Annotated in this window: 21 protein-coding genes; 7 read left to right on the forward strand and 14 right to left on the reverse strand. The window is 70.9% G+C overall.

From position 1 onward, the window contains the following. Nucleotides 1–20: 20 nt before the first annotated feature. From BMY89_RS12610 to rfbA, 4 genes are all read right to left on the reverse strand, one after another. Complete coding sequence (locus BMY89_RS12610; RefSeq protein WP_092379803.1) at nt 21–206, reverse strand: hypothetical protein; 186 nt, start codon at nt 204–206, stop codon at nt 21–23. A 91-nt stretch (nt 207–297) separates the two neighbouring features. After that, entirely contained in the window at nt 298–1,656 is a 1,359-nt protein-coding gene (pafA, locus tag BMY89_RS12615) for a Pup--protein ligase (RefSeq protein ID WP_092379805.1), read from the reverse strand. Nucleotides 1,657–1,728: 72 nt separating this feature from the next. Beyond that, entirely contained in the window at nt 1,729–2,331 is a 603-nt protein-coding gene (locus BMY89_RS12620; RefSeq protein WP_092379807.1) for a dTDP-4-dehydrorhamnose 3,5-epimerase family protein, read from the reverse strand. Continuing rightward, nucleotides 2,328–3,239: a glucose-1-phosphate thymidylyltransferase RfbA gene (rfbA, locus tag BMY89_RS12625; protein ID WP_092379809.1), complete on the reverse strand. Its 912-nt coding sequence runs from the start codon at nt 3,237–3,239 to the stop codon at nt 2,328–2,330. The genes BMY89_RS12620 and rfbA overlap by 4 nt, the downstream gene beginning before the upstream one ends. An 84-nt stretch (nt 3,240–3,323) precedes the next feature. Between rfbA and rfbB the strand changes: the two genes are divergently transcribed. The 6 genes from rfbB to BMY89_RS12655 are packed head-to-tail and all read left to right on the forward strand — an operon-like array spanning nt 3,324 to nt 8,612. Then, complete coding sequence (gene rfbB, locus BMY89_RS12630; protein ID WP_092379811.1) at nt 3,324–4,322, forward strand: dTDP-glucose 4,6-dehydratase; 999 nt, start codon at nt 3,324–3,326, stop codon at nt 4,320–4,322. Continuing rightward, the gene (gene rfbD, locus BMY89_RS12635) at nt 4,319–5,203 is read left to right on the forward strand and encodes a dTDP-4-dehydrorhamnose reductase (protein ID WP_092379813.1); all 885 of its coding nucleotides are present in this window, start codon (nt 4,319–4,321) and stop codon (nt 5,201–5,203) included. Before rfbB ends, rfbD begins: the two co-directional genes overlap by 4 nt. After that, on the forward strand, nt 5,200–5,589 hold the full coding sequence (locus tag BMY89_RS12640) for a DUF2304 domain-containing protein (protein ID WP_092379815.1): 390 nt from the start codon (nt 5,200–5,202) through the stop codon (nt 5,587–5,589). Before rfbD ends, BMY89_RS12640 begins: the two co-directional genes overlap by 4 nt. Further along, nucleotides 5,582–6,283 (forward strand): glycosyltransferase family 2 protein, encoded by a 702-nt coding sequence (locus BMY89_RS12645; RefSeq protein ID WP_092379817.1) that lies wholly within the window; start codon nt 5,582–5,584, stop codon nt 6,281–6,283. Before BMY89_RS12640 ends, BMY89_RS12645 begins: the two co-directional genes overlap by 8 nt. After that, entirely contained in the window at nt 6,283–7,587 is a 1,305-nt protein-coding gene (locus tag BMY89_RS12650; RefSeq protein WP_232521270.1) for a polysaccharide biosynthesis protein, read from the forward strand. The genes BMY89_RS12645 and BMY89_RS12650 overlap by 1 nt, the downstream gene beginning before the upstream one ends. Further along, nucleotides 7,584–8,612 carry a glycosyltransferase family 2 protein gene (locus BMY89_RS12655; RefSeq protein ID WP_092379821.1) on the forward strand — a complete coding sequence of 343 codons (1,029 nt, stop codon included), beginning with the start codon at nt 7,584–7,586 and terminating at the stop codon, nt 8,610–8,612. Before BMY89_RS12650 ends, BMY89_RS12655 begins: the two co-directional genes overlap by 4 nt. A gap of 21 nt (nt 8,613–8,633) precedes the next feature. On the opposite strand, the gene prcA is transcribed toward BMY89_RS12655, so the two are convergent. The 7 genes from prcA to arc all read right to left on the reverse strand — a co-directional run bounded on the left by prcA (nt 8,634) and on the right by arc (nt 16,673). After that, nucleotides 8,634–9,470 carry a proteasome subunit alpha gene (prcA, locus tag BMY89_RS12660; RefSeq protein ID WP_092379822.1) on the reverse strand — a complete coding sequence of 279 codons (837 nt, stop codon included), beginning with the start codon at nt 9,468–9,470 and terminating at the stop codon, nt 8,634–8,636. Between the two features lie 64 nt (nt 9,471–9,534). After that, a complete protein-coding gene (gene prcB, locus BMY89_RS12665) occupies nt 9,535–10,374 on the reverse strand; it encodes a proteasome subunit beta (RefSeq protein WP_175510360.1) in 840 nt (279 codons plus the stop codon). After that, a complete protein-coding gene (locus tag BMY89_RS12670) occupies nt 10,293–10,607 on the reverse strand; it encodes an endonuclease VII domain-containing protein (protein ID WP_307818732.1) in 315 nt (104 codons plus the stop codon). Before BMY89_RS12670 ends, prcB begins: the two co-directional genes overlap by 82 nt. Before the next feature lie 87 nt (nt 10,608–10,694). Beyond that, nucleotides 10,695–10,910, reverse strand: coding sequence for a ubiquitin-like protein Pup (locus tag BMY89_RS12675; RefSeq protein WP_092380345.1), 216 nt, complete (start codon nt 10,908–10,910; stop codon nt 10,695–10,697). 253 nt (nt 10,911–11,163) lie between these two features. Next, on the reverse strand, nt 11,164–12,687 hold the full coding sequence (dop, locus tag BMY89_RS12680; RefSeq protein WP_092379826.1) for a depupylase/deamidase Dop: 1,524 nt from the start codon (nt 12,685–12,687) through the stop codon (nt 11,164–11,166). Nucleotides 12,688–12,801: 114 nt separating this feature from the next. Then, on the reverse strand, nt 12,802–14,769 hold the full coding sequence (locus BMY89_RS12685) for a hypothetical protein (RefSeq protein ID WP_175510361.1): 1,968 nt from the start codon (nt 14,767–14,769) through the stop codon (nt 12,802–12,804). Nucleotides 14,770–14,891: 122 nt separating this feature from the next. Continuing rightward, the gene (arc, locus tag BMY89_RS12690; protein ID WP_092379828.1) at nt 14,892–16,673 is read right to left on the reverse strand and encodes a proteasome ATPase; all 1,782 of its coding nucleotides are present in this window, start codon (nt 16,671–16,673) and stop codon (nt 14,892–14,894) included. Between the two features lie 178 nt (nt 16,674–16,851). Between arc and BMY89_RS12695 the strand changes: the two genes are divergently transcribed. After that, nucleotides 16,852–17,145: a ferredoxin gene (locus BMY89_RS12695; RefSeq protein WP_092380347.1), complete on the forward strand. Its 294-nt coding sequence runs from the start codon at nt 16,852–16,854 to the stop codon at nt 17,143–17,145. Between the two features lie 13 nt (nt 17,146–17,158). Here BMY89_RS12695 and BMY89_RS12700 read toward each other — a convergent pair whose 3' ends face one another. From BMY89_RS12700 to BMY89_RS12710, 3 genes are all read right to left on the reverse strand, one after another. Next, nucleotides 17,159–17,731, reverse strand: coding sequence for a hypothetical protein (locus BMY89_RS12700; RefSeq protein ID WP_092379829.1), 573 nt, complete (start codon nt 17,729–17,731; stop codon nt 17,159–17,161). A 141-nt stretch (nt 17,732–17,872) separates the two neighbouring features. Next, complete coding sequence (locus BMY89_RS12705) at nt 17,873–18,889, reverse strand: tRNA (adenine-N1)-methyltransferase (RefSeq protein WP_372433313.1); 1,017 nt, start codon at nt 18,887–18,889, stop codon at nt 17,873–17,875. Then, nucleotides 18,886–20,097 (reverse strand): M50 family metallopeptidase, encoded by a 1,212-nt coding sequence (locus BMY89_RS12710; protein WP_092379831.1) that lies wholly within the window; start codon nt 20,095–20,097, stop codon nt 18,886–18,888. The genes BMY89_RS12705 and BMY89_RS12710 overlap by 4 nt, the downstream gene beginning before the upstream one ends. Between the last annotated feature and the right edge of the window lie 31 nt (nt 20,098–20,128).

A 20,128-nucleotide genomic window follows, 5' to 3' on the forward strand; every position in this document is an offset into this window, starting at 1 on the left:
GACAACCGGAACGACCCTGCTCAGGCGAGAATGACCAGCGCGAGCCAGGCGCCGACGATCAGGACCAGCGCCAACGCCAGCACCCAGGTGGGGACGGTGTACTCGCCACGCCGGTTGCGTTCGACCTCGGCGCGGACCTTCTCGCGGCGGCGTTCGAGCCAGCCCTGTCGCTCGGTGCCCTGGCTGGGAGGTTCGGGAGGAATCACGACGAGCCAGCCTACCCGGCCCCTGGGCAGCAACGGGTAGGGCGTGGGCGAAGCGCGCCGTACCCGGCGACCTCGACCCACGCCCTCCGCCTCACATGCTGGCGATCAGCCGCTCCACCCGCTCGTCGTACGCCCGGAACGGGTCCTTGCACAGCACGGTGCGCTGCGCCTGGTCGTTGAGCTTCAGGTGCACCCAGTCGACGGTGAAGTCCCGCCGCTTCTCCTGGGCGTGCCGGATGAACTCGCCACGCAGCCGGGCCCGGGTGGTCTGCGGCGGCGTCTCCTTGGCCTCGAAGATCTCCGGGTCGGTGGCCACCCGGTCCACATCTCCCCGCCGTTCCAGCAACGCGTAGAGCCCTCGGCCCCGACGCAGGTCGTGATAGGCCAGATCCATCTGCGCCACCCGGGGGTGGGACAGCGGCAGGTCGTGCTTGCGCTGGTACCGCTCGATCAACCGCAGCTTGGTCACCCAGTCGATCTCCCGAGAGACCGGCTCCAGGTCGCCGGTCTCCACCGCGCGCAGCACCCGGCCCCACAGCTCGACCACCCGTTTGGCGGTCTGGTCGCCGCCGCGCCGCTCGACGAACTCGGTCGCCTTGGTGAGGTACTCCTGCTGGATGTCCAGGGCGCTGACCTCCTTGCCAGAGGCCAGTCGGACCTTCCGGCGGCCGGTGATGTCGTGCGACACCTCCCGGATGGCCCGGATCGGGTTCTCCAGGGTCAGGTCGCGCATCACCACCCCGGCCTCGATCATCCGCAGCACGATGTCGGCCGTGCCGACCTTGAGCAGCGTGGTGACCTCGTTCATGTTGGAGTCGCCGACGATGACGTGCAGCCGGCGGTAGCGCTCCGCGTCGGCGTGCGGCTCGTCCCGGGTGTTGATGATCGGGCGGCTGCGGGTGGTGGCCGAGGAGACACCTTCCCAGATGTGCTCGGCCCGCTGGGACAGGCAGTAGACCGCGCCGCGCGGCGTCTGCAACACCTTGCCCGCGCCGCAGATCAACTGCCGGGTGACCAGGAACGGGATCAGTACGTCGGCGAGCCGGCCGAACTCACCGTGCCGGGACACCAGATAGTTCTCGTGGCAGCCGTACGAGTTGCCGGCCGAGTCGGTGTTGTTCTTGAACAGGTAGATCTCGCCGGCGATCCCCTCGTCGTGCAGCCGTTTCTCCGCATCGATGAGCAGCCCTTCCAGGATTCGCTCGCCGGCCCGGTCGTGGGCGACCAGGTCGACCACCGAGTCGCACTCCGGGGTGGCGTACTCGGGATGCGAGCCGACGTCCAGGTAGAGCCGTGCGCCGTTGCGCAGGAAGACGTTGCTCGACCGGCCCCAGGACACCACCCGGCGGAAGAGATACCGGGCCACTTCGTCAGGGGACAGCCGCCGCTGCCCGCGGTAGGTGCAGGTGACGCCGTACTCGGTCTCCAGACCGAAGATTCGCCGCTCCATGATGAGACATTAGCCGTACGGAGGCCCTGTTCGTCACTGTCGCGGCACGTGACCGTGTCAGCGACCCCCGGATCACGGCGCGGCGCGCAGCCCAGACACGTACTCCTGGCACCGGGCGTACTCCGGCAGCAGGCCCGCCGCTCTGGCCTGTGCCAGGCTCGGCGCGGCGGCGTCGCGGGCGGACAACTGCGGCGACCCGGTCGGCCACTCGATGCCCAACTCCTCGTCCAGCGGATGCACCGCGTGCTCGGCCGACGGGTTGTAGGTGGTCGAGCAGAGGTAGCTGAGGGTGGCGTCGTCGGTCAGCGCGCAGAAACCGTGGCCGAGCCCCTCGGCGAGGTAGACCGCCCGCCGCTGCACGTCATCGAGGCGTACGCCCTCCCACCGTCCGAAGGTCGGTGAGCCGACCCGCAGGTCGACCACCACGTCGAGGACCGCGCCGCGGACGCAGGTGACGTATTTGGCCTGCCCCGGTGGTACGTCGGCGAAGTGGATACCGCGCACGACGTCGCAGGCCGAGACGGAGAGATTGCCCTGGGCCAGCCGCAGCGGATGCCCGACGACCTCGGCCAGCCGGTCGAAGCGGTACCACTCCAGGAACAGCCCGCGCGGGTCGCCGTGCTGCTGGGTGGTGACCTCCCAGGCGCCCTCGATGCTCAACGGCCGAATCTTCACCGGGCAACTCCCGACCCGCCGAACTCACCAGCCAGCTCGCTGCGCTCGCCGGTGAGCAGGTCGAGCAGGTAGTCGCCGTAGCCGCTCTTGATCAACGGCTCGGCCAGGCCACGCAGTTGCGTGTCGTCGATCAGCCCGGCCCGCCAGGCCACCTCCTCGACGCAGCCGATCTTCATGCCCTGCCGCTCCTCGATGACCCGGACGAACTCGGCGGCCTGCATCAGCGAGGTGAAGGTGCCGGTGTCCAGCCAGGCCGTCCCCCGGTCCAGCACGGTGACCGACAGCTCGTCGCGGCTGCGGTACGCCTCGTTCACCGCGGTGATCTCCAACTCGCCCCGGGCGCTGGGCGTGAGCGCCCGGGCGATCTCGACCACCCGGTTGTCGTAGAAGTACAGACCGGGCACGGCGTACCGGGACTTCGGCTGCTCCGGCTTCTCCTCGATCGACAGCACCCGGCCGTCGGGGTCGAAGTGCACCACGCCGTAGTCCTGCGGGTTGGCCACCGGATAGGCGAAGATCCGCCCGCCCGCCGGGTCGCCCGCCGCGGCGAGCTGCCGCCCCAGGCCCACCCCGTGGAAGATGTTGTCGCCCAGGACCAGCGCCACCGCCTCGTCGCCGATGAAGTCCGCGCCGAGCACGAACGCCTGGGCGATGCCCTCCGGTCGAGGCTGGGCGACGTACTCCAGCCGCAGCCCGAACTGGGTGCCGTCGCCGAGCAGGCGTTGGAACTGGTGCTGTTCCTCCGGCGTGGTGATCACCAGGATCTCGCGCACCCCGGCCATCACCAGGGTGGAGAGCGGGTAGTAGATCATCGGCTTGTCGAAGACCGGCATCAGCTGCTTCGACACCGCCCGGGTGATCGGCCAGAGCCGGGATCCGGTGCCACCGGCGAGCAGGATTCCACGCACCGGGGGAGCGTACCGGTATCCGACAACACCGCCGCGGGTCGCCCGCGCTGCGCCGGTGGCTGTTTCGCGTAGACTTCCGGATCCGTGAGGATCCTGGTCACCGGCGGCGCCGGGTTCATCGGTTCGGAGTACGTCCGGATGCTGCTCGGCGTGCCCGGCGGCACCGCCGAGGGGGTACCGGCGCTGGAACCCACCGCGGTGACGGTGCTCGACGCGCTCACCTACTCCGGCAACCTGGCCAACCTCGACCCGGTCCGCGACGACCCACGACTGCGGTTCATCCACGGTGACATCCGCCACCCCGAAACCGTCGAAGAGGCCGTCGCCGGGCACGACGTGATCGTGCACTTCGCCGCCGAGTCCCACGTCGACCGGTCCATCACCGGCGCCGCGCCCTTCGTCACCACCAACGTCCTGGGCACCCAGACCCTGCTCGACGCGGCGTTGCACCACCGCGTCACCCGATTCGTGCACGTCTCCACCGACGAGGTCTACGGCTCCATCGACACCGGCTCCTGGACCGAGGACTGGCCGCTGGCCCCCAACTCCCCCTACTCGGCGTCCAAGGCCGGCTCCGACCTGCTCGCCCTGGCCTACCACCGCACCCACGGCCTCGACGTGGTCGTCACCCGCTGCTCCAACAACTACGGCCCCTACCAGTACCCCGAGAAGCTCGTTCCGCTGTTCGTCACCAACCTCCTCGACGGGCACACCGTCCCCCTCTACGGCGACGGCGGCAACATCCGCGACTGGCTCCACGTCCACGACCACTGCCGCGGCATCGCCCTGGTGCAACAGAAGGGCCGCGCCGGCGAGGTCTACCACATCGGCGGCGGCACCGAACTCACCAACAGCGAACTCACCGGCCGCCTCCTCGACGCCTGCGACGCCGGCTGGGAACGGGTCGTACCGGTACCCGACCGCAAGGGCCACGACCGCCGCTACTCCCTCGACATCTCCAAAATCAACAGCGAGTTGGGGTACGCCCCCAGCATCACCCTCGACGCCGGCCTCAGCGACACCGTCCACTGGTACCGCGACAACCGCGCCTGGTGGGAACCGCTGAAAGCGGCGGCCCGATGAGGGTCCTGGTGACCGGGGCCGGCGGGATGCTCGGGCGGGACCTCGTCGAGCTGCTCGCCGGGCAGCCCGAGCACCAGGTGACCCCCGCCACCCGGACCGAACTCGACATCACCGACGCCGCCACCGTGCACGCCGCCGTCGCCGGTCACGACGTGGTGGTCAACGCCGCAGCGTGGACCGACGTCGACGGCGCCGAGCAGGACGAGCCGGCCGCCACCGCGGTCAACGGTGCCGCCGTCGCCCACCTCGCCACCGCCTGCGCCAGACACGGCGCCCGGCTGCTACAGATCTCCACCGACTACGTCCTCCCCGGCGACGCCACCGTCCCCTACCGCGAGGACGCACCGACCGCGCCGGTCAACGCGTACGGCCGGAGCAAGCTCGCCGGGGAGCGGGCCGTGGCCCGGCTGCTGCCCGACGCCGGGTACGTGGTGCGCACCGCCTGGCTCTACGGCGCCCACGACCGCAACTTCGTCGCCACCATGCTGCGCCTGGCCGACCAACGCGAACTCCTCGACGTGGTCGACGACCAGCGCGGGCAGCCCACCTGGTCCGGCGCGCTGGCCCACCAACTGGTCGCGCTCGCCGAGTCGGCCCTGGCCGGGCGGGCCGCCCCCGGGATCTACCACGGCACCTGTGCCGGCGAGACCACCTGGTACGGCCTGGCCCGCGCGGTCTTCGCGCTGCACGGGCTCGACCCCGACCGGATCAGACCCACCACCAGCGCCCGGTTCCGGCGACCCGCCGCCAGGCCGACGTACAGTGTGTTGGGGCACGACCGATGGGCCGACGCGGGGCTGCCGCCCCTGCCGGACTGGCACGCCACCCTGGTCGCCGCGTACTCCCCCGACGGTCCACCCTCCCCGTGGAAGGTCGCATGAAGCTCACGCTGGTCACCGGCCTGACCGGTCTGGTCCTGCTGGCCACGATCGTCGAGTTGCTGCGCCGCCGGCAACTGCGCGAGAAGTACGGCATGCTCTGGCTCGGGCTGCTGTTCGTGGTGATCCCGCTGTCGCTGTTCCCCCGGCTGCTCGACGGCGTGGCGGACACCCTCGGCGTGGCCTCCGGGGTCAGTCTCGTGCTCTTCCTCGGCATCGTCTTCCTTCTGCTGGTCTGCATCCACCTCAGCTGGGAGGTCAGCACCCTGGAGGAGGAGACCCGCACGTTGGCCGAGGAGTTCGCCCTGCTGCGGACCGAGGTCGAGGCGGACCGGGCGGAACGGGCAGCGCTCGCGGACCGGGCGCAGACGGTGACCTCCGATGGTTAACGGCAAACGGCTTCTGATCATCATCCCGGCCCTCAACGAGGCCGGTTCCATCGGCGATGTCGTCGGCGAGATCCGGGGCGAACTGCCCGGCGTGGACGTGCTGGTCGTCGACGACGGCTCCACCGACCGCACCGCCGCCGTCGCCACCGCCGCCGGCGCCCGGGTCGCCCGGCTGCCGTACAACCTCGGTGTCGGTGGCGCGATGCGCCTCGGCTACCGCTACGCCCACGACCACGGCTACGACGTGGCCGTGCAGATCGACGCCGACGGGCAGCACGACCCCCGCTACGTGCCGAAACTGGTCGATCTCCTCGACGACTACGACCTCGTCATCGGGGCGCGCTTCGCCGGTGAGGGCGAGTACACCGTGGGCGGCCCCCGCCGCTGGGCGATGGCCATGCTGTCGATGGTGCTCTCCGGCCTGGCCGGCACCACGCTCACCGACACCACGTCCGGGTTCCGCGCCGCCAACCGACGGATGATCGAGATGTTCGCCGGCTGGTACCCCGCCGAGTACCTCGGCGACACCGTCGAGACGCTGGTACACGCCGCCCGTCGCGGCTACCGGATCGAACAGGTCCCGGTCGCGATGCGGCGCCGGATGGCGGGCACTCCCAGCCACTCCCCCGCCAAGGCGATGATCTACCTCGGCCGGGCGGTGGCGGTGCTCACCCTGGCACTCATCCGCCGGTGATGCGTCGCCTGCTCCGCCTCGTCCCACCCGGCACCCTCCCGGTCGGCGCCGGGCTGGCCCTGGTCGGGCTGGCCTCGTACGTCCACCTCGCCCTGGCCGGACACAGCCTCGACGCCGCCGACTACTCATCGCTGTCGGTGCTGTGGTCGGTGGTCTTCACCGTCGGCATCGGCGTGTTCTTCCCCGTCGAGCAGGAGGTGGCCCGGCTCGTCGCGACCCGCCGCACCCGCGGGCTACCGCCCGGACCGGTGCTGGCCCGGGGTGCCGCCGTCGCCGCCGCCGTGCTCGGCCTGCTGCTCCTGCTCATCGTCGGCACCGCCGACGTCCTCGCCGATCGGCTCTTCGACGGCGACCGCGCCATGGTGGCGACCCTCGCGGGCGCGCTGGCCGCCCTGGCCGTGGCACACACCACCCGCGGCGTACTCTCCGGGCTGCGGCGCTTCCGCTGGTACGGCGCCCAACTCGGCCTCGACGGCGGCCTTCGCATCACGCTCGTCACCGCGCTCGCCGTGGCCGGCGTCGACTCACCCGTGGCGTACGCGCTGGTGCTGGCCGCCGCACCGCTGCTCGCCGTCGCGCTGACCGCCGCACCGGTGGTCCGGGCGACCGGCGGAGGGCCGGCCGTGCCGTGGCCACCGCTGCTGCGCGGGCTGGCGCTGCTCACCGCCTCAAGCCTGCTCGCCCAGGTCGTGGTGAACGTCGGCGTGATCAACGTACGGCTACTCGAACCCTCCGACGTGGCTACCGCCGGTGCGTTGCTCTCCGCGCTGGTGCTGGTCCGCATTCCGCTGTTCGTCTTCGGCTCGATGCAGGCCGCGCTGCTGCCAGGTCTCTCCACCGCCGCCGCCTCCGGCGACGACACGGCTTTCGGCGCCCTGCTGCGCAGGTCCCTGGCGGTCGTCACCGCACTGGGCGCCGCCGGCGGTCTGCTCGCCGTGCTGCTCGGCCCGTGGCTCGTCACGGTCCTCTTCGACGCCCCCGACGTGCTCGGCCACGGCGACTTCGCCTGGCTGTCCCTGGCCACCCTGGCGTACCTGTGGGCGATGGTCCTCGGTCAGGCGCTGCTGGCCCGCGACCGGCACCTCGTCCAGGCGGTGGCATGGACCGTCGGCATCGCCGCGCTCGCCGCCGCAACCCTGGCCCCGCTGCCCGTCGCGCTGCGCGTCGAGCTCGCCTACACCGTGGGCTCCCTGGTCACCGCCGCCGTCATGGTCGCGGAGCTGGCCCGGGCACGTCGGCCGGCCGGGCCCACCACGCCGGCCAACACCCCTGTGCCCGCGACCACCACCGGAGGGATCCGATGAACCCACCCCAGGTGACCGCGGTGATGCTCGCCTACGGTGCCGAACCCTGGCTGGTCGACGCCGCCCACGCCGTGCTGGCCAGCACCGGCGTCGACATCGAACTGGTGCTGGTCGACAACGGCTGCACCGGCGACGGCGTCGACGTGGTCAAGGGCCTGCCCGGCGTACGGGTGATCCGCCCGGAGCAGAACACCGGATACTCCGGCGGCTGCAACATCGGCGCCGCCGAGGCCACCGGCGACTGGCTCGCCTTCGTCAACTCCGACGCGATCGTTGCCCCCGATGCCCTCGCGAAGGTCGTCGCGGTGGCCGCCGAACCGGGCGTCGGCGCCGCGATGGCCTCCATCCGGCTCGCCGAGGACCCCGACCTGATCAACACCTCCGGCAACCCGCTGCACTTCACCGGCCTGTCCTGGGCCGGCGGCAACGGCGAACCGGCGAGCGCGCACGCCCGGCGTACCGTGGTGCCGTCGCTGAGTGGCTGCTGCTTCGTCATCAGCCGCCGCCGCTGGGCGGAGCTGGGCGGATTTCCGGCCGAGTACTTCGCCTACCACGAGGACACCGAGCTCAGCCTGCGGCTGTGGCAGCGCGGCCTACGGTTGGAGTACGTGCCCGACGCCGTGGTCCGTCACCACTACGAGTTCTCCCGCAACGACCGCAAGCTCTACCTGGTCGAGCGCAATCGCCTGCTCACGCTGCTCACCACCTACCAGGGCCGCACCCTGGCGCTGCTGGCGCCGATGCTGCTGCTCACCGAGGCCGCCATGCTCGCCGCCGCGCTGGCCGGCGGCTGGGGGCGGCAGAAGACCCGCGGCTGGGTCTGGTTGTGGCGCCACCGCGACTGGGTACGCGCCCGCCGCCGGCAGTTGCAGGCCGAACGCACCGTCGACGACGGCGTCGTCGCCCGAATGATGACCGCCCGGGTGGCCCCGTCGAACGTGGACGCACCACCGGGGACGGGCGTCTTCAACGCCGTCGCGACCGGCTGGTGGGCGCTGGCGAGACCCCTGCTCCGCCAGCGCTGACCCGCGCTCGTCCCGCCAACGTCACGCCTCGGGGGGGTTCTGGCCCGGCTTGTCCTCCAGGTCGGCGGAGCCGGCCGAGGTGGTCGGCTTGTGCGCCTCCTCGGTCGGGGTGGTCGGGGTCTGTGCCCGGTCCCCCTCGGCCGGGGCCTCTCCGGCCGCACCGCCGTCGAGCAGCGCCGTCAATGCCGCGCCGGTGATCCGCCGGAAGGTACGCCCCACCCGGCCGCGATCCAGGACCGCGACCTCCAACTGGTGGGCCGCGATCGTCCGGGCCGCGCCACCCTCGCCGCCGACGCTGCCCAGCGCCTGCACCGCCACCCGCACCGCGTCACCGAGCGACATGTCCGGGCGGTGGTTCGACTTGAGCACCCCGGAGATCGCCTCGGCCTGGCCACCCATCGCCATCCGCCCCGGCTCGTCGTTGACCGACCCGTCGTAGGTGAGGCGGTACAGCGAGTCCTCCTCCGGCGTGGCACCGACCTCGGCCACGCAGATCTCCACCTCGAACGGCTTCGACTGCTCGGTGAAGATGGCACCGAGGATCTGCGCGTACGAGTTGGCCAGGGCCAGGCCGGTCACGTCGCGGCGGTCGTAGCTCAGGCCGTTCAGGTCCGCCATCCGCACGCCGGCACGGCGCAGGTTCTCGAACTCGTTGTAGCGGCCCACCGCGGCGAACCCGATCCGGTCGTAGATCTCGCTGACCTTGTGCAGGGTGCTGGAGAGATTCTCGGCAACGAAGAGCACCCCGTCGGCGAAGCTCACGACCACCGCGCTGCGTCCCCGAGCGATGCCCTTGCGGGCCAACTCGGAACGGTCGCGCATGATCTGTTCGGGCGAGGCGTAGAACTGCATGGCCACGGCGGCGGCTCTCCTTCGGGCGCGGTACTGGGGAACTGCGGTCAGCTGCGGGTGGTGGGACGGCTCAGCCGCCCGGGTTCTCCATCCGGCCGGCGACCACGCTCTCCGCGATCGCAGACGTCTCCGCGTCGGTCAGCCGGTGCGTTCCCTCCGCCGTCGCGGTCATCACCACCGGGTAGATCCGCCGGATCAGGTCGGGCCCGCCGGTCGCGGTGTCGTCGTCAGCGGCGTCGTAGAGTGCCTCCACGGCCAGCCGTACCGCGTCGTCGACGGAGAGCCCCGGCCGGAACCGCTTCTTCAACGCCGACTTGGCGAACAGCGAACCGGATCCGATCGCGTCGTACCCCGTCTCCCCGTAGGGACCGCCGGTGACGTCGAAACTGAAGATCCGACCGGCCAGCGCCGGGTCCTTGGCGGCCAGGTCGAACCCGGCGAAGAGTGGGATCACGGCCAGCCCCTGCATGGCCGCGCCGATGTTGCCCCGGATCATCGAGGCGAGCCGGTTCGCCTTGCCGTCCAGCGAGAGCATCGCGCCCTCGATCTTCTCGTAGTGCTCCAGCTCCACCTGGAACAGCCGCATCAGCTCGATGCCGATGCCGGCGGTGCCGGCGATGCCCACCAGCGAGTACGCGTCAGCCGGGTGCACCTTCTCGATGTCCCGCTGGGCGATCAGGTTGCCCATGGTGGCCCGCCGGTCACCGGCCATCACCACGCCACCGGCCGCGGCGATGGCCACGATGGTGGTGGCGTGCGGGGCCAGATCGGCGGCCATGCCCGGGGGCAGCGCCCGGCGGCCGGGCAGCATCTCGGGGGCCACCTTGCTCAGGAATGCCGTGAAGGAGGACGTCCCCGCGTTGGTGAACACATCTGGAAGACGCCCGGATGGATCAAAACCCGCTGCCACGTGGTTCCTCTCAGGTACGTGATGGCCCTGGCCAGCCTCGTTGGACTGTCACGGAACTGGCCAAGACCACCGTTGCAGTTGAAGCAGAGTATCCCGCGCACCCAGCCGGTGCGATGATCGTGGTCCAGATGTTCCGGATCGGGTACGCCGCAGACCGCGCAGACCCCGCCCTGCGCCGCGAGCAACTCGTCGAACTCCCGCTGCCCGATGCCTGCTCGCAGTCCGGACACCACTTCAGCCCCTGCTCAGCGGGCGTCGCCGATCTCCTTTGCACTGCGGGCACATCTTGTCCAACCCAAGGGACGAGTCGGACGTAAGCCCTACTCCCCGCCCTTCTGCACGTATCCTCTCACGAACTCCTCGGCGTTCTCCTCGAGGACGGAGTCGATCTCGTCCAGCAGGTCGTCGACGTCCTCGGTGATCTCGGCGTGCCGCTCGGCGACCTCAGGGTTCGCCTCGACGGTCACATCCTCGACCTCTTCGCCCTGGCGCGACTTGCCCGACTGCGACTGACCGCCGCTGTCACGAGTGGCCACTGTTGCCTCCTCCACGATCTCCCTGCGATGAACTTACCTCGCGGGAGCGACGAAACGCCCGCCGCGCGCCGGTACCGGTGCGCCCGGACGACAAGCGATCGGACGGCCGCCCACGCCGGCAGCGTCCGACCGCGACAGCGCAGAACGGTTCAGCTCGACAGGCCGCCAGGCGGACGGCGTCTGCCAGGGGGTGCCGGCGCGCACGCTGCCGCCGCCCGAGCGCCCGTCGCACGCGTAGCACCGTCCACCCCGGTCAGGCTGAGCTGCTGGTCAGCGTCTCCAGCAGGTCCTTGGCGCTGGCGCAGCGGTCGAACAGCGCCCCGACGTGCCGCTTGGTGCCGCGCTCCGGCTCCATCATCGGCACCCGCACCAGTGACTCCCGGCCGATATCGAAGATGACCGAGTCCCAACTGGCGGCGACCACCTCGGAGGCGTACTGGGCGAGGCACCGGCCGCGGAAGTAGGCCCGGGTGTCCTCCGGCGGCTCGGTCATCGCCGTGCGGCTCTCCTCGTCAGTCAGCAGCGTCTTCATCGACCCACGGGAGACCAACCGGTGATAGAGGCCCTTCTCCGGGCGTACGTCGGAGTACTGCAGGTCGACCAACTGCAGCTTGTGCGAGCCCCAGCCCAGCTTCTCGCGCTCCCGGTAGCCCTCCAACAGTCGCAGCTTGGCCACCCAGTCCAGCTCGTCGGCGCAGAGCATCACGTCCCGCCCCAGCCGGTCCAGCACGTCCTCCCACCGGTCCAGCACGTCGGCGGTCTGCTCGTCGACATCGCTGCCGTACCGGTCGTCGACGAACTCGCGCACCCGCTCCAGGTATGCCCACTGCACGTCCATCGCGGTCAGCCGGCGACCGTCGCGCAGCCGCATCAGGTGGGACAGGGACGGGTCGTGACTGACCGCGCGCAGCTCGCCGACCGGGTCGGCGATGCCGAGGTCAGGCCCGAGCGCCTTCTCCTCGATCATGGTGAGGATCAGCGCTGTCGTACCCACCTTGAGGTAGGTGGAGATCTCCGAGAGATTGGCGTCGCCGATGATGACGTGCAGCCGGCGGTACTTGTCCGCGTCGGCGTGCGGTTCGTCGCGGGTGTTGATGATCGGCCGCTTGAGCGTCGTCTCGAGTCCGACCTCGACCTCGAAGAAGTCGGCGCGCTGGGAGATCTGGAAACCGCTCTGGCCGCCGTCCTGGCCGATGCCGACCCGGCCGGCACCGCAGACGATCTGCCGGGTGACGAAGAAGGGAGTCAGAAACGCGACGATGTCGGCGAACGGCGTCTGCCGACGCATCAGGTAGTTCTCGTGGGCGCCGTAGCTGGCGCCCTTGTTGTCGGTGTTGTTCTTGTACAGGTGGATCGGCGCCGTGCCAGGAATGGTGGCCGCCCGCCGCGCCGCCTCCGCCATCACCCGCTCGCCCGCCTTGTCCCAGCGGACCACGTCGCGTGGGTTGGTCACCTCGGGGGTCGAGTACTCGGGGTGGGCGTGGTCGACGTAGAGCCGTGCCCCGTTGGTGAGAATCACGTTCGCCAGTCCGAGATCCTCGTCGGCGAGCGCCTCGGCGGGGTCGTACGCGGCACCGGAGTAGGTGAAGCCCCGGGCATCACGCAGCGGTGACTCCTCCTCGTAGTCCCAGCGGGCCCGACCACCCCGGTTCAACTCCGGGCGGGCGCCGTAGGCGTTCACCACCTGAGAGGAGGTGACCATCGGGTTGGCCCCGGCCTGGCCGGGCACGGAGATTCCGTACTCGACCTCGGTGCCCATGATCCGTCTTACGCTCATCGACCTACCCGCTTCGTTCGCCCGACCGGTCCCCCGTCACGTCGAGCGTAGTCCGCGCGTGGCCAACCAGGGGCGTGCCGGTCGGCTCGGCGTACCGCGTCGCGTCGTCCGGTCTCACGGCTCGTCGACGAGCATCAGCTCGACGGTGATCCGCTCGCGAAGTTCCGGGTCGGCCCGGAACAGCCGGTTGACCCGGACCCGCGCACCGTCGGTGGTGACGATCAGACGGATCTCGCCGGGCGTCCGGTAGAGCATCTGCGAGGTCCGGTCCGGTTCGACGAAGTCCATCTCGTAGATGCCGCTTTCGGTCTGCGCGGTGGTGCCCTGCAGGGTGGATACGCAGATGTTCTCCAGGTACGAGCCGTACGGGCTGCGGTCGAGGACGAGCGTGGTGACCCCCGGTACGGGCGGGTACCGCCGGTCGACCTCGTCACAGACGACGGCCGCCCGGGTGGGCTGGTCGAGCTGCTGGTGCACCCAGATCTGCGCCCAGGTCGGCGTCTCGACGACGAGCAGGCTGCGGTGCCAGCCGGTGACGCCGGCGAACAACACGGTGGCGGCAGCGACGGTGACGGCGGTGAGGCCGGCCACGACGGCGGGCCTCGGGCGGCGACCGCGCGGGACCGGCAGGAGCCGCACCACCGCGGCGGTGCCGACGATGAGCAGCACCGTGGTGAGGTGGCCGGCCTTGTTGAAGTAGTAGCCGGGTTCGCCGCCGAGGCCGACGCTGGCCTGGGCGATGCCCGCCGTGAGACCGACGCTCACCAGCAGGACGAACAGCCAGCGCCGCCAGGCGGGATCGGCACGGCCGGTCAGTAGGGCGAGCCACAGCAGCGCCGGTACGACAATGGCGCCGAGGCCGCCGAGGGCGAGCCAGGTCTCGGTGAGATCGGGTCCGACGGTGGCGGTGAGGGACTCGGTCTGGTTGGCGCGGAGCACGCCGAGCAGGATCGGCACCGGGGCGAGGGCGGCGGCGGCCAGGCCGACGGCCAGCGCGGTGCCGCGGACCCGGAGCACCTCACGGCGGTGGGCGAGCAGCGCCCCCAGCACGATGAGGGCGGCGGCGGGCAGGAACAGGTAGTAGGTGTAGCCGATGCCGACGAGCAGGGCACCGAGCATCAGGAGGTGTTCGCGGGGGGCGGCGATCGGCCGGGCGACGAGGGCGGCGAGGACGACGGTGAGGGTCAGCCCGAGCGTCTCGGTGGGGTAGCCGGCCAGCAGCATTCGGGGCATCTGGGTGCCGAGGACGAGCGCGCCGACGACGACGGTGAGCACGCCGCGACTCAGCGGGTGCAGCGGACCGGGCAGGCGTTGTGCCGCCCAGAGCAGGGCCAGTGCGAACAGGCCGAAGCCGGCGATGTTCCACCACAGGAACGGCTGCACGGCGTCGACACCGGCCGGCGTGGTGCCGGGCGGGGTCAGGTGCCCGTCGAGCAGGGCGACCAGCAGGTGCCAGCCCTGCGGGTAGTAGACGAGCAGCGACACGAGTTGCTCGCGAACCGCGTCTGGGTCGACGAAGACGTATCCGCTCTGCCGACCGATGACGTCGACGAGGGTGAGATGACGGAAGTAGTCCTCGCCTCGGCCGAGGATGGTGAGCTGACCGAGGACGTCGGCGGCGCGTAGCACCGGCTGTGCGAGGTAGCCGACGAGTGCGGCGGTGCCGAGCACCGGGAACAGGTCGGCCCAGGCGGGTCGCGGCAGCGCGGGACGCCGGCCGGTGGCCAGAGCGGCCAGGATGAGCACGGTGAGTGCGGTCCCGGTGACCGGGATCGGAGCCATGCCCCACGGCCAGGCGGCGAAGAGCAGCCCGGCGGCGGCGGTGAGGCAGACGAGCAGCATCGTGGCGAGCAGCAGCCGGTCGAGCAGGGTCCGGCCGCCGCGCAGCAGGCTGGCGGTGGCCAGCAGGACCAGCGGGGGCAGTGCCCAGCGGGCGTCGACGGCGGTCACGGCGATCGTCAGGAGCCACGCCGCCGGCAGGGCGGCGAGTGCGACGGGTAGGCGCCGACGGTACGCCGGGGTGGGGCCGGTGGTCGAGGTCGGCGTGGGCGGCGAGAGCAGGTCGCTCTGCTCGGTGGACACGCGATTCCTTCACGATTGGGGAGAAGTGGCTGGAATTGTAACGGCGCGTCCCGCTGCCCGCAGAACTGGGCGTACGCGTAGGGCCCGTGACGCGTGGCGTCACGGGCCCTACGGACGTCCGGTCAGAGGTACTGGCCGGTGTTGCTGGCGGTCTCGATGGAGCGACCGGCCTCAGCGCCCTTGCCGCCGGAGACGAGCGTGCGGATGTAGACGATCCGCTCGCCCTTCTTGCCGGAGATGCGGGCCCAGTCGTCCGGGTTGGTGGTGTTGGGCAGGTCCTCGTTCTCCCGGAACTCGTCGACGCATGCGTCGAGCAGGTGCTGCAGCCGTAGCCCCTTGCGGCCGGAGGTGAGGAACTCCTTGATGGCCATCTTCTTGCCGCGGTCCACGATGTTCTGGATCATCGCACCGGAGTTGAAGTCCTTGAAGTAGAGGACCTCCTTGTCACCGTTGGCGTAGGTGACCTCCAGGAAGCGGTTCTCCTCGGTCTCCGAGTACATCCGGAGGACCACGGCGTCGATCATCGCGGCGACGGTGGCCTGGGCGTCACTGCCGTGTTCGGCCAGGTCGTCGGGGTGCAGGGGCAGACCGGCGAGGATGTATTTGGAGAAGATGTCCTTGGCCGCTTCGGCGTCCGGACGCTCAATCTTGATCTTCACGTCGAGTCGGCCCGGTCGCAGGATGGCCGGGTCGATCATGTCTTCCCGGTTGGAGGCGCCGATGACGATGACGTTCTCCAGCCCCTCCACACCGTCGATCTCGCTGAGCAACTGCGGGACGATGGTGTTCTCCACGTCGGAGGAGACACCGGAGCCGCGGGTGCGGAAGACCGAGTCCATCTCGTCGAAGAAGACGATGACGGGAGTGCCCTCGCCGGCCTTCTCCCGAGCCCGCTGGAAGATCAGCCGGATGTGCCGCTCGGTCTCGCCGACGTACTTGTTGAGCAGCTCCGGGCCTTTGATGTTGAGGAAGAAGCTGGTGTGCCTCTCCTTGCCCTGCCGCTCGGCGATCTTCTTCGCCAGCGAGTTGGCGACCGCCTTGGCGATCAGCGTCTTGCCGCAGCCCGGCGGGCCGTAGAGCAGGATGCCCTTCGGCGGGCGCAGCTGATGCTCCCGGAACAGGTCGGCGTGCAGGAACGGCAGCTCCACCGCGTCCCGGATCTGCTCGATCTGTGAGTGCAGGCCGCCGATGTCGGTGTAGTCGACGTCCGGCACCTCCTCCAGCACGAGCTCCTCGACCTCGCTCTTGGGGATCCGCTCGTACGCGTACGCCGATCGCGGTTCGATCATGAGCGAGTCGCCGGCCCGGATCGCGCTGCCGATCAGGGTCTCGGCCAGATGCACGATGCGTTCCTCGTCGGAGTGCGAGACCACCAGCGCCCGGTCGCCCGGTGCGCCCTCGGGACCCGCGAGGATCTCCTTGAGCATGACCACCTCGCCGACCCGCTCGTAGCCGAACGCGTCGACGATGTTGAGCGCGTCGTTGAGCAGGACCTCCTGGCCGCGCTGCAGCTCACCCACGTCGAGCGAGGGTGAGACGGCCACGCGCAGCTTGCGCCCGCCGGTGAAGACATCGACCGTGCCGTCCTCGTGGCGGGCCAGGAAGACACCGTAGCCACTGGGGGGCTGGGCGAGTCGGTCGATCTCCTCCTTGAGCGTCACGATCTGCGCGCGAGCTTCCTTGAGGGTGCTCACGAGCCGTTCGTTGTTTTCGGTCAGCCGCGCCAACTGCGCCTGGGTGGCGGCCAGCCGCTCTTCGAGCTGCCGGACGTGTCGGGGGCTCTCGGTCAACTTGCGCCGCACCAGGGCGAGTTCCTCTTGGAGGAACGCAACCTGCGTGGAGAGATCGTGGGCCTCCTTCTCCCACCGTGCGGCGCGCGAGTCCGCGTCGTCGCTGCGTGCCACGTCCCACCTCCCCGGGGGGCTTGAACGTTCTGAGCTAACACTAGCCGCTATGAGCCCGATTCGGTCCTCCGCAACGCGCCCGTCACAGAAGCTTGATCGCCAAGGGTGGGCAGACGGGCGGGTACGGGCATTCGGGTACCGTCGGGGGGTGGCACGGGAGAACATGGGGGGTGCGCCGGTGGCCGAGGTCGCGACCGATCAGTTGCAGGTCTGGGTGGACCAGGATCTCTGCACGGGTGACGGGCTGTGTGTGCAGTACGCGCCAGAGGTCTTCGAGTTCGACGTCGACGGGCTGGCGTACGTGAAGGGCGCCGACGGCGAGCTCCGCCAGGCCCACGGTGCCCGGGTGGACGTGCCGGAGCACCTCCGCCTGGAGGTGATCGACTCGGCGAAGGAGTGCCCAGGCGAGTGCATCCACGTCGTACGCGGCAGCGACGGCGTCGAGGTGGCCGGGCCGGAGGCCGAGGACTGATCCGCGCCGCCCGCTACAGCAGCGGGCGGCCGACCACCGAGGCGACCAGCCGGGCGAACTCCTCCAAACGAGTGATCTGCCCGGCACCGCCGTCGTCGAGGGTCTTGCCGAAGCGCAGCGCGTCGTGGCGCGGCCCACCGGTGGTCTCCTCGCTCGGTGGCGACTCGTCCAGTGAGGTCAGCAGCAGGTAGACATCGATGCTGTCGACCCGGATCTCGCCGTTGTCGTGGCGGAACAGCCGGCGGCGGCAGCCGACCTCGGTGACCGAGGATGCCGGCACCACCCGCAGCGAGGAGGTCATCGAGCCGGGCGGCCCCTCCCCCGGCGGCACGTCCTCGCCGTGCCACAGCACCAGGCGGCTGCCATCGCAGACGACGACCTCCTGCCACACCCCGTTCACCTCGTTGACGAAGCGTTCCAGGGTGAAGCCCAGCACCGACGCTCCGCGCAGCACACCGCCGAGAGCCTCCAGGGCGACGTCCGGGTCCCGCAGGTAGGCCCGCGCCGCCGACTCAAGGTCGGTGTAGGGCGACCAGTCGGGGAAGACCGCTGGCAGGTCGCCACCGCCGAAACCGGGCCGGCTCATGCCGTCACCTCGCTCCGCTCGGCGTCGACCTGAGCGTTCTCCGCACTGAGCCGATGACCCGCTCGCTGCGCTCACTCATGCCGTCACCGCCGGCCCGCTGCCAGGATCAGCCCGTTCACGCCCAGCCGCCCCATTCCGCCGTCACGGCCTGTCCGTCTCCTGCGACCCGTCGGGTCGTCCCCCGTCGACCTGCGGATCCGCCGGCGCTGCCTGCCGCGCCGCCTCCGCCTCGCGCAGCGCCTGGCGACGTTGCGCGTACGCCTCGCTGCCCTTGCTGGGCTTGCGACGCCGCGGCGGAGCGGTGACTCCGGGGGCGAGCTTACGCGCGGAGACCAGGAACGCGGTGTGGGCGATCATCCGGTGGTCGGGACGAACCGCCAGCCCTTCGGCGTGCCAGTCCCGCACCAGCGACTCCCAGGCCCGCGGCTCGGTCCAGCCGCCGCGCTCCCGCAGCGCCTCGACCAGCTCGGAGAGCTGCGGGGTGGTGGCCACGTAGCCGATGAACACCCCACCGGGCAGCAACGCGCGCTCGACCATGTCGAGGTTCTCCCAGGGGGTCAGCATGTCCAGGATGATCCGGTCGAAACCGACCTCACGGCACTGCCCGACGTCGCCCACGTGCAGGTGCCAGGCCGGGTGCGGCCCGTTGAAGAACGACTCGACATTGCGCCGGGCGATCTGGGCGAAATCGTCGCGCAGCTCGTAGGAGTGCAGCTCTCCGGAGGTGCCGACCGCCCGCAGCAGAGAACAGCTCAGCGCCCCCGAGCCGGCTCCCGCCTCCAGGACCCTGGCACCAGGGAAGATGTCGCCCATGGCGACGATCTGCGCGGCGTCCTTCGGATAGATCACCTGAGCGCCACGGGGCATGGACAGCACGTAGTCCGACAGCAGCGGGCGCAGGGCCAGGTACGCGGTGCCGCCGCCGGAGGTGGTGACCACGCTGCCGTCGGGCAAGCCGATCAGCTCGTCGTGCGCCAGGATGCCCCGGTGGGTGTGGAACGCCTTGCCCGGCTCCAGGGTGACCGTGTGCATCCGCCCCTTGGGGTCGGTCAGCTGCACCCGGTCGCCGGGCCGGAACGGCCCCCGGTGCACGGCGGGCGGTGCCGCCCCGTCCTCGGGGACTTCGGTGGCCGGGTTGGCGGAGTGGGTGACGGTCACGTGTTCATCTTCCGGTGAGGTTCGAGCAGTTGAGCCAGATCCGCGATGTGCAGAACGCCGACGACATCTTCGCCTGCCGTCACCACGTACTGTGCGCCCGGGTGGGCCTGCACGGTCTCCAGCACCCGTTCCCCGTCGGTGGCGACCGACAGTTTGGGCAGGTCGGCGATCGAGCGGGCGACCGCGTCGACGCCCAACCAGGGCCGGCGGGCCGCCGGCACGGCCGCCGCCGCGGCCGGGTCGACCACGGCCACCGGCCGGCCGGCGGAGTCCGTCACCAGCAGCGCGACCGGAGGCTGTGCCCGCGTCGTCGCGTCCCCAGCCTGGTTTGTCGCCGTCGTGTCCGCAGCCTGGTGTCCGGCTGCCGCGTCCGCGACCTGGCGCATCGCCTCGGCCAGCGGGGTGCCGGAGGGCACGGCGTGCACCGGGCGGGCCAGGCTGGCCAGGTCGACCAACGGCAGGCGTCGGGCGATACGGGCCATCCTGATCGACTGCCCGGCGCCGTGCCAGAGGGTGAGGGCGACCAGCGCCGTCAGGGGCAGCGCCAGCAGGCTCAGCACGTCGATCGCGTAGAGCGCCGCCACCAGCAGCGCGGTGGCCACGGCGAGGACCCGGCCGGCCCAGCCGGCCACCTCGGTGGCCCGGTGCCGGTCCCGGGTCAGCGCCCAGATCACCGCCCGCAACGCCCGCCCGCCGTCCAGTGGCAGCCCGGGCAGGATGTTGAACAGCGCGACGATGACGTTGCTCGCCGCCAACTGGAAGGCAAGCTGGTCGGCCACGGTGCGGTCGGGCAGGGCCAGGGTCGCGGCCACCGCCACCGCACCGAGCACCGCGGAGACCGCCGGCCCGGCCAGCGACACCAGCAGATCCACCCGGGGCGACGGGGCGTCACGGTCCATCTCGGTGTACCCGCCGAGCAGCTCCAGGGTGATCCCCCGCACACCGATGCCGAAGTGCCGGGCGGTGAGGGCGTGCCCGAGTTCGTGGGCGAGCACCGAGCCGAGCAGTGCGACGACGAATCCCGCACCGACCAGGTAGCCACCGAGCGGGGAGAGCTGCAGCCGCTGACCGGCCAGCTCGCCGTACAGGAAGATGATCAGCAGGGCGAGCAGCAGGATCGAGGCGTTCAGGTACAGCGGCACGCCGAAGACCCGACCCACCTGCATGCCGGGGCGCCGGCCCGCCCGCGGTCGCCGCCGCTGCTCCATCGGGAAGATGCTACGCGGCGGGAGATCACGT

This window comes from Micromonospora phaseoli (assembly GCF_900109115.1).
In the GTDB taxonomy this organism is placed as follows: domain Bacteria; phylum Actinomycetota; class Actinomycetes; order Mycobacteriales; family Micromonosporaceae; genus Micromonospora; species Micromonospora phaseoli.